This is a genomic window from Pseudoxanthomonas gei, assembly GCF_010119615.1.
Classification (GTDB): Bacteria; Pseudomonadota; Gammaproteobacteria; order Xanthomonadales; family Xanthomonadaceae; genus Pseudoxanthomonas_A; species Pseudoxanthomonas_A gei.
Window position 1 is genome coordinate 1 of sequence record NZ_QOVG01000013.1, and the last position, 12217, is coordinate 12217.

At 64.8% G+C, this 12217-nt stretch carries 10 protein-coding genes; 6 read left to right on the forward strand and 4 right to left on the reverse strand.

Translation table 11 applies throughout. The features are described from left to right. Positions 1–171 precede the first annotated feature (171 nt). The 5 genes from DT603_RS15090 (at position 172) to DT603_RS15110 (ending at position 5517) form a co-directional block, all read left to right on the forward strand. On the forward strand, positions 172–1086 hold the full coding sequence (locus DT603_RS15090; RefSeq protein ID WP_162350818.1) for a segregation and condensation protein A: 915 nt from the start codon (positions 172–174) through the stop codon (positions 1084–1086). 36 nt (positions 1087–1122) lie between these two features. Beyond that, complete coding sequence (scpB, locus tag DT603_RS15095) at positions 1123–1941, forward strand: SMC-Scp complex subunit ScpB (RefSeq protein ID WP_246191882.1); 819 nt, start codon at positions 1123–1125, stop codon at positions 1939–1941. Further along, positions 1938–3599 carry a pseudouridine synthase gene (locus DT603_RS15100; RefSeq protein ID WP_162350819.1) on the forward strand — a complete coding sequence of 554 codons (1662 nt, stop codon included), beginning with the start codon at positions 1938–1940 and terminating at the stop codon, positions 3597–3599. Before scpB ends, DT603_RS15100 begins: the two co-directional genes overlap by 4 nt. Before the next feature lie 195 nt (positions 3600–3794). Then, positions 3795–4589 (forward strand): ferredoxin--NADP reductase, encoded by a 795-nt coding sequence (locus tag DT603_RS15105; protein WP_162350820.1) that lies wholly within the window; start codon positions 3795–3797, stop codon positions 4587–4589. Between the two features lie 265 nt (positions 4590–4854). Beyond that, a complete protein-coding gene (locus DT603_RS15110; RefSeq protein WP_343037776.1) occupies positions 4855–5517 on the forward strand; it encodes an alpha/beta hydrolase-fold protein in 663 nt (220 codons plus the stop codon). Positions 5518–5550: 33 nt separating this feature from the next. Here DT603_RS15110 and DT603_RS15115 read toward each other — a convergent pair whose 3' ends face one another. Then, positions 5551–6033 (reverse strand): glutathione peroxidase, encoded by a 483-nt coding sequence (locus DT603_RS15115; RefSeq protein WP_162350821.1) that lies wholly within the window; start codon positions 6031–6033, stop codon positions 5551–5553. A gap of 109 nt (positions 6034–6142) precedes the next feature. Beyond that, on the reverse strand, positions 6143–8182 hold the full coding sequence (locus DT603_RS15120) for an amidohydrolase family protein (RefSeq protein WP_162350822.1): 2040 nt from the start codon (positions 8180–8182) through the stop codon (positions 6143–6145). A gap of 142 nt (positions 8183–8324) precedes the next feature. Between DT603_RS15120 and DT603_RS15125 the strand changes: the two genes are divergently transcribed. Next, positions 8325–10505, forward strand: coding sequence for a M3 family metallopeptidase (locus DT603_RS15125; RefSeq protein WP_162350823.1), 2181 nt, complete (start codon positions 8325–8327; stop codon positions 10503–10505). Between the two features lie 77 nt (positions 10506–10582). Here DT603_RS15125 and DT603_RS15130 read toward each other — a convergent pair whose 3' ends face one another. Beyond that, on the reverse strand, positions 10583–10987 hold the full coding sequence (locus DT603_RS15130) for a classical arabinogalactan protein 4 (protein WP_162350824.1): 405 nt from the start codon (positions 10985–10987) through the stop codon (positions 10583–10585). A 91-nt stretch (positions 10988–11078) separates the two neighbouring features. Next, a complete protein-coding gene (gene cfa / locus DT603_RS15135; RefSeq protein WP_162350825.1) occupies positions 11079–12212 on the reverse strand; it encodes a cyclopropane fatty acyl phospholipid synthase in 1134 nt (377 codons plus the stop codon). Between the last annotated feature and the right edge of the window lie 5 nt (positions 12213–12217).

Consider the following 12217-nt stretch of genomic DNA (forward strand, 5'->3'; position numbering starts at 1 on the left):
CCACCCGCCCGCGCCCAACGACTCCTCGCTGTCCTGCCGCCACCCACCCTGGCGTGCGTTGCTTGTCTGATGTGTGGCACTGCGATCGCCCTGCGACGCACTGTTGAGCCGCAAACCCGAAGCGCGACGGCAGCTGGTGCCGCGTGATGCCGCAATCCATGGCTTTAGTTGATGACCTCTGAACTCGCGCAAGACGCGAATCCGCAAATCGATACGTCCAAGCCGCAGCAGCAGCCTCAGCAACACGAGATGCCGCTGGCGACCGTGCATGGACAGGCCGTGCTGCAGATTCCGCAGGATCTCTACATCCCGCCGGACGCGCTGGAGGTGATCCTGGATGCGTTCGAAGGCCCGCTGGACCTGCTGCTGTACCTGATCCGCCGGCAGAACCTGGACATCCTGGACATCCCGGTTGCCGAGATCACCCGCCAGTACGTCGACTACATCGGTGTGATGCAGGACCTGCGCTTCGAACTGGCGGCCGAATACCTGGTGATGGCCGCGATCCTGGCCGAGATCAAATCGCGGATGCTGCTGCCGCGGCCGATCAGCGAGCATGGCGAGGAAGGCGACCCGCGCGCTGAACTGGTGCGTCGCCTGCAGGAATACGAACGCTTCAAGCAGGCCGCCGAGGATATCGACGCCCTGCCCCGCCTGGACCGCGACACCACCCCGGTGCAGGCACACGTGCCCGAGCGCAGTGTCGTGCGCCTGCCACCGCCCGTGGACCTGCGCGAGATGCTGCTGGCCCTGCACGATGTATTGAAGCGTGCCGACCTGTTCACCGGCCACGCGATCAAGCGCGACGCCCTGAGCGTACGCCAGCGCATGGGCGATGTGTTGACGCGGCTGGAGGACGGCAAGTTCCATCGGTTCGAGTCGATGTTCACCCCTGAGGAAGGCCGGCAGGGCGTGCTGGTCACCTTCCTGGCGATGCTGGAACTGGCCAAGGAGCAGCTGCTCGACTTCGTGCAGGAAGCACCGCTGGCGCCGATCTACCTGAAGTCGCTGGCCCTGAACAATACGAATGAGCCGCTGGCGTTCTCCAGCGAATTCGATGACGGCGATGCCGCCAACGACAACTGACCCGCACCCAAGCCCTGTTCCGGAACCAAGTACCGAATGGATCAAGCACTCATCACCCGCATCGTCGAAGCCGCGCTGCTGGCGGCCAACCAGCCGCTGACCCTGGCGCAACTGCATGGCCTGTTCCCCGAGGAGCAGCCGGCGCCGCCGGACAGCGTGGAACAGGCGCTGGAACAACTGCGCGAGGCCTGTGCCGAGCGTGGCGTGGAACTGGTCGAGGTGGCTTCCGGCTTCCGCTACCAGGTCAAGGAGGAAGTGCACGGCTGGATCTCGCGCATGTGGACCGAGCGCAAGACCAAGTACACCCGCGCCACCCTGGAGACCCTGGCGCTGATTGCCTACCGGCAGCCGATCACCCGCGGCGAGATCGAAGCGGTGCGTGGCGTGGCGGTCAGCAGCAATACTATCCAGGCATTGGAAGAACGCGAATGGATCCGCGTGGTTGGCCACCGCGACGTGCCGGGCAAGCCCGCACTGTTCGGCACCACCAAGATCTTCCTCGATTACTTCGGCCTGAAGCGACTGGATGAATTGCCACCGCTGTCCGAGCTGAAGGATATAGGCGAGCTGGAGCCGCAGCTGTTCGCTGACAATGCGCCGGTCCCGGTCGGTCTTCCGGCCCCGGACTCCAGCGCGGAAGTTGCTCCTGCAGAAGACGATGCGTTGGCGGACGGCGACGAGACCCAGGATCGCACGCAGGCCGATGAGGCCGCCGTTGATCCGGACGAAGAAGAAACTCCCTTCGAGGAACCGGCGCCCGAAGCGCAGTTTTCCGAAGAACACACCACCCCAGAACAGGACGAGCCCGAAGGCGTCGATAGCGACCGCCCGGTTTTGTCGGAGCAGAAACAATGAGCGACACCCCACGCAACAAACTGTCACTGAAGCGCGGCGACACTGCCGAAACCGGTGAAGCCCCCAAACTCACCGAACGCCTGCACAAGGTACTGGCCCAGGCCGGCCTGGGCTCGCGCCGCGCGCTGGAGCAGCGCATCGCCGATGGCCTGGTCAAGGTCAACGGCGAAGTCGCGCAGACCGGCATGAGCGTCACCGGCGGCGACAAGATCGAACTGGATGGCAAGACCTTCGTCGCCAGCGCGCTGACCGAACCGGCCCGCGTGCTGCTGTACAACAAGCCCGAAGGCGAAGTGACCACGCGCGAAGACCCCGAAGGCCGCCCCACCATTTTCGAAGCGCTGCCCGCCTTGAAGGGCGCGCGCTGGATCGCCATCGGCCGCCTGGACATCAATACGACCGGCCTGCTGCTGCTGACCACCGATGGCGAACTCGCCAACGCGATGATGCATCCGTCCTACGAAGTCGAACGCGAATACGTCTGCCGGGTGCGTGCGCCGGAAGGCATGGAGACGGTTCCCGACAATCTGGTCGATCGCCTCGCCCGCGGAGTCGCGCTGGAAGACGGCCCGGCCAAGTTCGACGTGATCGAACGCATCGGCGGCACCGATTCGCATGACTGGTTCCGGGTGGTGGTCAAGGAAGGCCGCAATCGCGAAGTCCGCCGGCTGTGGGAATCCCAGGGCTGCCAGGTCAGCCGCCTCAAGCGCACGCGCTACGGCAAGGTGAGCCTGCCCCAGCCGCTGCTGCGCGGCCAGTCGCAGGAACTGCCCGAAGCCCAGGTTGAAAAGCTGCGCATCGAGCTGAACCTGGAAACCGGCGCCCCGCCCGCACTGACCCTGCAGCCGGTGATCGGCCAGCGCAAGGCCGCCAAGGCGACCGTGCACCTGGGGGCAGGCCGCAACCAGGGCCAGGCCTACGTCAACGGCCACAACACCGCCGACGAAGGCCGCGAGCTGCGCCGCTTCGACAACGTCCGCGAGGACCGCGGCCGTGGCCGTTTCGGCAGCAAGAAGCCGCACGGTGGCCTGACCGTCAGTGGCGAAGCCGCGGCCAAGCAATCGCAGAAGCCGTTCAAGTCGCGCCCGACCAAGGGCCCCAAGCCCTTGCCCGATGGCAACCCGGCCGCGTTCCGCAGCTGGTACGTGCCTGATGGCGTCGACACCGGCCCGACGGGGCATCGCAATGCCGGTCCGCCGAAGCCTTATGGCGACAAGCCCCGTGGCCCGCGTCCCGCAGGCGCGGGCGCAGGCCGCCCCGGTGGCGCCGGTCGCCCTGCGGCAGGCGGCAATCGCCCTTACGCGGCACGCAGCGAAGGCAATTTCGGCAACGAAGCCCGCGGTCCGCGTGGTCCGGGAGCCAAGGGTCCGCGCCAGGGACAGGGCCAGGGTGAAGGCCAGCCACGTGCGCCGCGTCCCTACGGACATCCGGGCAACGCACCCAGTTTTCCTTCCGACCATGCCAATCCGGGCGCCTACAACCCGTACGGCCAGCCGCCACGTGCCCCACGTCCGCAAGGCGCGCGTCCGGGCGGCAACCGTCCCGGCGGCAACAACGCAGGTCCGCGCCCGGGCAACAACGGCCCGCGCCCCTCAGGTCCGCGTGGCGCGGGGCGTCCGCCCAGTGGCAATCGCGGGCCGCGCGGCGGCAATGGCTGATTGAACAAGGGCGCTCCGGCGCCCTTTTTCATGAGCCGTTTGCAGGTGGGCTTGCAGGTTTTTTGCAGGAGCGACGCAAGTCGCGAAGCTGGAAGCAATCAACCGCTGAGGGCTTCGCGACTTGCGTCGCTCCTACCGTCCCGGCTCCTGCGGCTACAATGCGCACCTTGATTCGACGCATCCGACAGCAGCCCCATGTCTTCCGCCTTCGGCACTGAAACGGTGCTCGACGTCCGTCACTGGACCGACGACTACTTCAGCTTCACCACCACCCGCGACGATGGCTTCCGTTTCGACAACGGCCAGTTCGTCATGATCGGCCTGCAGGGGCAGCAGCCCGATGGCCCGCCCAAGCCGCTGATGCGCGCCTATTCCATCGCCAGCGCCAACTGGGAAGAACAGCTCGAGTTCTTCAGCATCAAGGTGCCCAACGGCCCGCTGACCTCACGTCTGCAGCACATCCAGCCTGGCGACTCGATAGTGATCGGCAAGAAACCCACCGGCACCCTGCTGATCAGCGACCTGCATCCAGGCCGCAACCTCTACCTGTTGGGCACGGGCACCGGCCTGGCGCCATGGCTTTCGATCATCAAGGACCCGGAAACCTACGAACGCTTCGACCGCATCGTGCTGACCCATGGCGTGCGCCACGTCCGCGACCTGGCCTACCGCGACTATTTCGAAAGGGAACTGCCGCAGCATGAATTCCTGGGCGAGCAGATCCGCGAGAAATTGCTGTACTACCCCGCAGTGACCCGCGAGGAATTCCGCAACCACGGTCGCCTGACCGAACTGCTGGCAAGCGGTCGCATGACCGATTCGCTGGGCCTGCCCGCATTGGACCCCGAGCAGGATCGCGCGATGATCTGCGGCAGCCCGCAGATGCTGGCCGACTTGCGCGCGATCCTGGACAAGCGCGGCTTCACGCCCGCGCCGCGAATCGGCACGCCGGGCCAGTACGTATTCGAGCGCGCGTTCGTCGAGAAATAGATGGCGCGTGCAAGCCTGCCGAACGAACGGAGCGAGTCCGATGACGGGCAACATGCTGACGCTGCTGCTTGCCAGTGACGCCTGCCGGACCTGAGCGGCGCTGGTTTCTTCGCGCTGCGACGGGCACACTTTCGCCCAACTTGCCCCGGAGACATCGACCATGCTGTTTCGGCCCCTGCCTTGGTTGATCCTCGCCCTTTCGTTCCTGCTTCTGGCCGCATGCTTTCCCAGGGGCAATGCCGGCGTGCCAATTCCGCATCTGCTGGTGACCGCGCCGGCCCCGGCGAGCCGGCTGGTGATCGTGCTGCCGGGGCGGGGCGACGACCTGGCCGCCATGCGGCGCTCGGGCATGGCGGAGGCGATCCAGTCAGCTTGGCCCGATGCCGACGTCATCCTGACCGGCCTGTCCTACGACTACTACATGCAGGGCCGCGCGCCGCAGCGCTTGCATGATGAGATAGTCGCGCCCGCGCGCCACAAGGCCTACCGGCAGATCTGGCTGGCAGGGGCGTCCATGGGCGGGATGGGCACGCTGATGTACGACCGGGCTTATCCAGGCGAAATGTCCGGCCTGCTCCTGCTGGCGCCGTACCTTGGCGACACGTCGCTGCTCAAGGAAATCGATACAGCTGGCGGCGTTGCGCAATGGCAGCCCGGACCGGTGCCGGCCGCCGTCAACGCCGACAATTTCCAGCGCGAACTCTGGCGCCACCTGCAGGGCTGGTCGCGGGAGCCGGGCAAGGCTGCCAACGTTTGGCTCGCCTACGGCGACAAGGATCGGCTCAGGAACACAATGCCTCTCCTGGGGTCCGTGCTGCCGGCTGCCAACATCCGCCGGCGCAGTGGCGGACACGATTGGGAAACCTGGTCGGCAGCCACCCGGGACGTCCTGGCGCAGGCACGGGAACGCAACCCGGTTTCGCCCTGACCCGACGAACCGTGTCTCCACGTTGTTCGGAACTCAGCCCAGCGCCGCCTCGATATCGCCTGCAATCGATTCGGGCTTGTCGGTCGGCGCATAGCGCTTGACCGGCTTGCCGTCGCGACCGACCAGGAACTTGGTGAAATTCCATTTGATCGCGTCGATACCCAGCAGGCCGCCTTTTTCTTTCTTCAGCCACTTCCACAGCGGGTGCGCCTGCGCGCCGTTGACGTCCACCTTGGCGAACATCGGGAAGTCGACTTCATAAGTCAGCGAGCAGAAATTCTTGATTTCTTCCTCGCTGCCGGGCTCCTGGCTGCCGAACTGGTCGCATGGGAAGCCCAGGACCACCAGGCCGCGTTCGCGGTAGTCCTGCCAGAGCTTTTCCAGCCCGGTGTACTGCGGCGTGAAGCCGCACTTGGAGGCCACGTTGACGATCAGCAGGGCCTTGCCCTGGTAGTCGGCGAGGGAAACGGGCTTGCCGTCGATGTCGACGGCTTCGAATTCATAGGCAGTGGTCATGCTGTTCTCCAGTTGCACTTGCGGCGCGGCGCTGGCCGCTTTACTGATCCCTTGTAAAACCAGTGCCCATCGATGACGAGTGGGCCCGCCCTACAAGGCAGGTATTTGTCTATCTGGAATCCTGGACCTGGATCATCACCGGCGACGCGAAGGGCTTGATGCCCAGCGCTTCGTTTATTTCGCTCGGGTAATAGGCCCTGTCGTGCTTGATCACCAGCGCGACCTTGCGTATGTCGGCAATGTCGAGAGTGGGATCACCATCGATCAGCACCAGGTCGGCGCGCCTGCCGACCGTGATCGACCCGCGATCCTCCAGCGTGCGCGTGTACTTGGCGCCGTTCCAGGTCGCAATCTGCAGGACCTGCGCCGGCGTGATGCCCGCCTTGACGTACAGCTCGAGTTCGCGCTGCAGGGTGAAGCCTGAAAGTTCGTCGGTGCCGGCCACCACGGGTACGCCCGCCTTGTACATGCGTCCGACGAACTCCACCAGCTTGTCGAATGACCTGGTGTAAAGCGCCGCAGTGGCGTCGTCGGGAATATCCATTTCCGCGACCTTGCGGCTGCGCTGGATGTCGGGTGGCAGGTGATCGGCCACGTCCGCAATGATCGGCGACTGCTCGCCGCTGCGCTGGTGGATGAACTCGAAGGTGGCCAGGGTCGGGTCGACCACGATCTGCTTTTTCGCCAGCATCGCGACAAAGTCCTGCACCGGCTTGGAATCAAGGTCCAGGCCGTCGGTCTTCCTGGCCACCAGGTAGAAGCGTTCAAGCGTGCGGGTATCGGTCTGCGGGGTCACGAAGAAGTTCAGCATCAGCTGGTTGATGTGCTGGATCTCGTCATAGCCCTGTTCCACCGCATCCTGGGCGCGCATGAAGGCGGGAATGTGGCCGCTGACGCGAAGCCCGCGCTGATGGGCATAGGCCGCCGTGTCGCGCAATACTTCCTTGGGAAACGAGTTGTAGATCTTGATCTGTGGATAGCCATGGTCTGCGTACCAGTCCACCGCCTTTTTGGCCTCTTCCAGATTCTTGATCACGAAGCCGTTGCGCGCCGACATCTTGCTTTCGCCTTCTATGAAACCGGCGGGCACCACGTCCGGACCAAGCAGCCTGTTTTCCTCCAGCTGCACCATCAACTGCTGCAGGGTTGCATTGTCGTTGCCCATGTCGCGGATGGTGGTGATGCCGGCTGCCAGGTGCAGTCCGCCATCCCACGGGCCGAAATGCGCATGCATGTCGAACAGTCCCGGCAGCAGCACCTTGCCGCCCGCATCGATGACCTGGTCGGCCTTGGCACGTTCGCCACCGCCATTGGAGATGGAGACGATCCTGCCGTCGCGGATCATCAGATCGGAGGCATCGCCCAGGATCGCCTTCTCGCTGTCGAATACGCGCGCATTGCGGATAAGGGTAGTGCCGGACAGCGGGTGGGCCAGCCGTTGTTCCATGCCGATCAGCACTTCGCCCTCGGACTGCTTCTGGCGCGCCTCCAGCGCGTCGGCATTGGCTTCCCACCCTGCCTCGATCAACTGCAGGAAGCCCGGGTAAATGAAGGCGAACAGGCGCGGGTTATTCCCGTTCGTAGCCCATGCGAAGGTAGGGGTCAGGCCCACCCCGGTCATGGCGACCAGTTGCACGCTGCGCTTGTCCTGGCCACGACTCACTTCGGCTTCGGCAACCTTGCGCACGGTCAGGGTGCCGCTGGGTATCAGCGGAAGCTTGCCATCCGCGCGACGCGACAGCGCGGTCAGTGCGACCGAGAATCCATCCGGCGTGCCACCCAGCGCCGAGTACAGGGCCGTGCCTGTGACAGGCTGGCTGCCGTGATCCGATGTCGACTTCCACTTGGCCGCGTTGCCATTCCGGGAAAATGTCTCGTCCACCCTGGCGCCGAAGGTCGACGTGCCGGTGACCTTGTACTGGCTGTAGGTGCCATCGGCGGCCAGTTTGTATTCTTCCTTCAGCTCGGGCCCGCGGCCGTTGTCCTTGAAGATGAAGTCGACATGGGTAGTGCCGTCATCCTCCTTGCGCACGACCTGTTCACCGGCCTGGGTGCCGCCGTCCACCAGGGCGACGTAGCGGATGGTCTCGGCAGCCACTGCCGGACCGGCAAGGAACATCCCAAGGCACAAGCAGAGCACGTGCTTCATGCAGCCATCTCCAGTGAAAGGGGGCGTACGGGTCGCCTGGGCCGAGCTTATCCGATGACAGTCACCCCTGTCTTTCGTCACAGGCCCGGGGGGCGGGCATCGGTTAGCCTGTAAAGTCCAACTCCGTAAGGAAAACCGCAGAATGACCACCCGCCTCGCCCTGGCGCTTGCCGCCTCCCTTGGACTTGCCATGCCCGCCTACGCAAAAGAGGCCGCCGCCCCGGCCGCCGCCGCAACCGCCAAGGCCTCGAACCCCTTCTTCGCCGAAAGCCCCCTGCCGCTGCACTACCCGCAGTTCGACAAGATCAAGGACAGCGATTTCGCGCCCGCCTTCGACGCCGGCATGGCCGAGCAACTGAAGGAAGTGGATGCCATCGCGGGCAACAGCGCGGCGCCGACGTTCGACAACACCATCGTGGCGCTGGAAAAGAGTGGCCAGGTCCTGAATCGCGCGCAGACCGTTTTCTTCAGCCTGGTCGGCGCCGACACCAATGACGCGCGCAACAAGCTGCGTGCCGATTACTCGGGCAGGTTCGCCGCCCATTCCGATGCCATTGCCCTCAACGGCAAGCTGTTCGAGCGCATCGACACGCTTTACAACAAGCGCGACAAGCTGGGACTGGACGCCCAGGGCGTGCGCCTGGTCGAGCGTTACCACACCGATTTCGTGCGTGCCGGCGCCAGGCTGTCCGACGCGGACAAGGCCAAGCTCAAGGCGATGAATTCGGAGCTGGCCGAACTGGGCAGCAAGTTCAGTGACAACGTGCTCAAGGACGTCAATGCCTCGGCCGTGGTCATCGACAGCGCCAAGCAGCTGGATGGCTTCACCCCCGAGCAGATTGCCGGCGCCGCCGACCTGGCCAAGTCGCGCAAGCTGGAGGGCAAATACGTCATCACCCTGTTGAACACCACCGGCCAGCCGCCCGAATCCGAGCTGACCGATCGCGCAACCCGCCAGAAACTGCATGAAGCCTCGATCGCCCGTGGCAGCCACGGCGGCGAGTTCGACAACCGCGAGATCATCAGCAAGATCATGAAGCTGCGCGCCAATCGCGCCAAGCTGCTGGGCTATCCCAACCATGCCGCCTACGTGCTCGAGGACGAGACCGCCAAGACCCCGGAAGCCGTCAACGACATGCTGGGCAAGCTGGCCCCGGCCGCTGTGGCCAACGCCAAGCGCGAAGCCGCCGACCTGCAGGCGATGATCAACAAGGAAGGTGGCAAGTTCGATCTGGCGCCGTGGGACTGGGCGTACTACACCGAGAAGGTCCGCAAGGACAAATACAACTTCGACGAGTCCCAGCTCAAGCCCTACTTCGAGTTGAACAACGTGCTGGAAAACGGCGTGTTCTATGCAGCCAACCAGCTCTACGGCCTGACCTTCAAGAAGCGCACCGACCTGCCGCTGTACAACCCGGACATCACCACCTACGACGTCTTCGATGCGGACGGCAAGCAGCTGGCCATCTTCATCGCCGACATGTATGCGCGCGATTCCAAGCGCGGCGGCGCCTGGATGAATTCCTACGTATCGCAGTCCGGCCTGACCGGCTACAAGCCCGTCGTCGCCAACCACCTCAACATCCCCAAGCCACCGGCGGGCAAGCCCACCCTGTTGACCTGGGATGAAGTGACCACGGCCTTCCACGAGTTCGGCCATGCATTGCACGGCATGTTCTCGAACGTTGAATACCCCTACTTCACCGGTACCAGCGTGCCGCGTGATTTCGTGGAATACCCCTCGCAGGTCAACGAGATGTGGGCAGACTGGCCGGCCATCCTGAAGCATTACGCCAAGCACAATGAAACCGGCGCGCCGATGCCGCAGGAGCTGCTGGACAAGGTGGTTGCAGCCTCCAAGTTCAACCAGGGCTTCCGCACCACCGAATATCTGGGCTCGGCCATGCTGGACCAACGCTGGCACCAGATCAGCGCCGACCAGGTACCCGATGCGTCCGGCGTGATGGCCTTCGAGGCCGCCGCGCAGAAAGCCGACGGAACCAACTACGCGCCGGTCCCGCCGCGTTACCGCACGCCGTATTTCAGCCACATCATGGGCGGCTACTCGGCCGGCTACTACGCCTACATCTGGTCGGAAGTGCTGGACGCCAACAGCGTTGAATGGTTCGAGCAGCATGGCGGCCTGACCCGCGCCAACGGCGACCATTTCCGCAAGACCCTGTTGTCGCGTGGCGGCAGCACCGACGCGCTGCAGCTGTTCCAGGATTTCGCCGGCCATGCACCGAAGATCGAACCCCTGCTGAAGAAGCGCGGGCTGATGGCGGAAACCGAGGCAGGCGCGGCACCGGCGGCGACGAAGTAAGCCTGCACGCTCGCAACAAAAACAGAAGCCGCCGGAGAAATCCGGCGGCTTTTTTCTATCAGGTGTCCGAGGCTCTGCTATTTCACGATCTGTTGCTGCTCGCCTGCAGGAACGGTCCAGTAGTACCGTTTCCTGGCGGGGTCATAGACCCGGTTGGGCGCGACCTGGATATACCCCTGCAGGGGTATGCCCGCAGCATCCAGCACCCCTATCGATGCAGGCGCGGTCGCCGCCTTGCGGATTGCCGGCGCGGGCGTGTCGTTGGCCGGCCCCTTGGCGCGTATGACAGTTGATCCCGGCGCACCGGGAGGGGATGTCTGCACGGCCGCCTGCGGCTGCTTCAACTGGGGGCCAGTGCCGCCGGCCGCTGGCGAGTTCTGGCTGGCTGGCGTCACGCCCGGTTGCAGCAGCGTCTGGGCTACCGCCTGCGAAAGCGTCGACGTCAGCAGCAACCCCAGGGTGGTATGCAGCAACTTTTTCATGGGCATCTGGCCGATGGCGGGTGCATGACCGTAACCCCGCCCATATTCACCGCGCATGAAGCGGCCCGGGCCAGGTGAGTCGGTGTCGCCTTCATCGCGGCGCCAGGTAGCCGCCAGGTACGCCACCCCGGGACAGCACGAGCTGCCACAGCTGCGAGCTGCGCGTACGGAAGGTGGCCATCGACGCGGCCAGGTAATAGCGCCACATGCGCCGGAACCGCTCGTCGTAGCGCGCTGGCAAGGACGGCCAGGCACGCTCGATGTTCCGGCGCCATGCCTGCAGGGTCAGGTCGTAGTCGGCGCCAAAGCCGTGCCAGTCCTCCAGCACGAACAGCCCCTCCATCGCCTGCGCGATCTGCGCCGCCGACGGCAGCATGGAATTCGGGAAGATGTAGCGGCCGATCCACGGATCGGTGTGGCTGACCGAGCGGTTGGTACCGATGCTGTGCAGCAGGAACAGGCCCGACTCCGGCAGGCACCGCAGCGCCACTTCCATATAGGTCCGGTAGTTCTTGGCTCCCACGTGTTCGAACATGCCAAGAGAAAAGGCGGCGTCAAACGGTTCGTCAAGCTCACGGTAGTCCTGCAGGCGGATCTCGATGGGCAGCCCCGCGCAGAGTTCGCGGGCGTAGTCGGCCTGCTGCCTGGATATGGTGATCCCGACGCCACTGGTTCCGTAGCGCTCGGCGGCGAACTTCAGTGCTTCGCCCCAGCCGCAGCCGATGTCCAGCACGCGCATGCCCGGCTGCAGGCGCAGCTTGCGGCAAACCAGGTCCAGTTTGGCTTCCTGCGCCGCATCCAGGTCGGGCAGCACCTGGCCGTCGGGCTGGGTCCAGTACCCGCAGCTGTAGACCAGGCGCTTGCCCAGCATCGCCCTGTACAGGTCGTTGCCCAGGTCGTAATGACGCTCGCCCACCACATGGCTGCGGCTGGGGCTCTGCAGGTTCAGGGCGCGCGCGCGCAACGCGTCCCACAACTCCCCAGCGCCATGCACGCGCTGGTCCAGCCCGGCCTGCAGCAGATGGACAAGGAAGTCGTCCAGCGATCCGGCATCCCACCAGCCTTCCATGTAGCTCTCGCCCAACCCCAGCGAGCCATGGGCAAGCACGCGCGCGTAGAAATGGGGGTCGTGGACGTGGATGTCCCAGGGGCGCGTACCATCCACCGCGATGCCGGCTTCTGCAAGCAGATCCACTACCCGTTGCTGGAAGCGTTCCTGCGGCATGACGG

Coding starts and splice junctions, on each gene's coding strand:
- DT603_RS15090 (WP_162350818.1), top strand. CDS start 172: ATGACCTCTGAACTCGCGCAAGACGCGAATCCGCAAATCGATACGTCC.
- DT603_RS15115 (WP_162350821.1), bottom strand. CDS start 6,033: ATGACCACTGCCTATGAATTCGAAGCCGTCGACATCGACGGCAAGCCC.
- DT603_RS15125 (WP_162350823.1), top strand. CDS start 8,325: ATGACCACCCGCCTCGCCCTGGCGCTTGCCGCCTCCCTTGGACTTGCC.
- DT603_RS15120 (WP_162350822.1), bottom strand. CDS start 8,182: ATGAAGCACGTGCTCTGCTTGTGCCTTGGGATGTTCCTTGCCGGTCCG.
- DT603_RS15100 (WP_162350819.1), top strand. CDS start 1,938: ATGAGCGACACCCCACGCAACAAACTGTCACTGAAGCGCGGCGACACT.
- scpB (WP_246191882.1), top strand. CDS start 1,123: ATGGATCAAGCACTCATCACCCGCATCGTCGAAGCCGCGCTGCTGGCG.
- cfa (WP_162350825.1), bottom strand. CDS start 12,212: ATGCCGCAGGAACGCTTCCAGCAACGGGTAGTGGATCTGCTTGCAGAA.
- DT603_RS15130 (WP_162350824.1), bottom strand. CDS start 10,987: ATGAAAAAGTTGCTGCATACCACCCTGGGGTTGCTGCTGACGTCGACG.
- DT603_RS15105 (WP_162350820.1), top strand. CDS start 3,795: ATGTCTTCCGCCTTCGGCACTGAAACGGTGCTCGACGTCCGTCACTGG.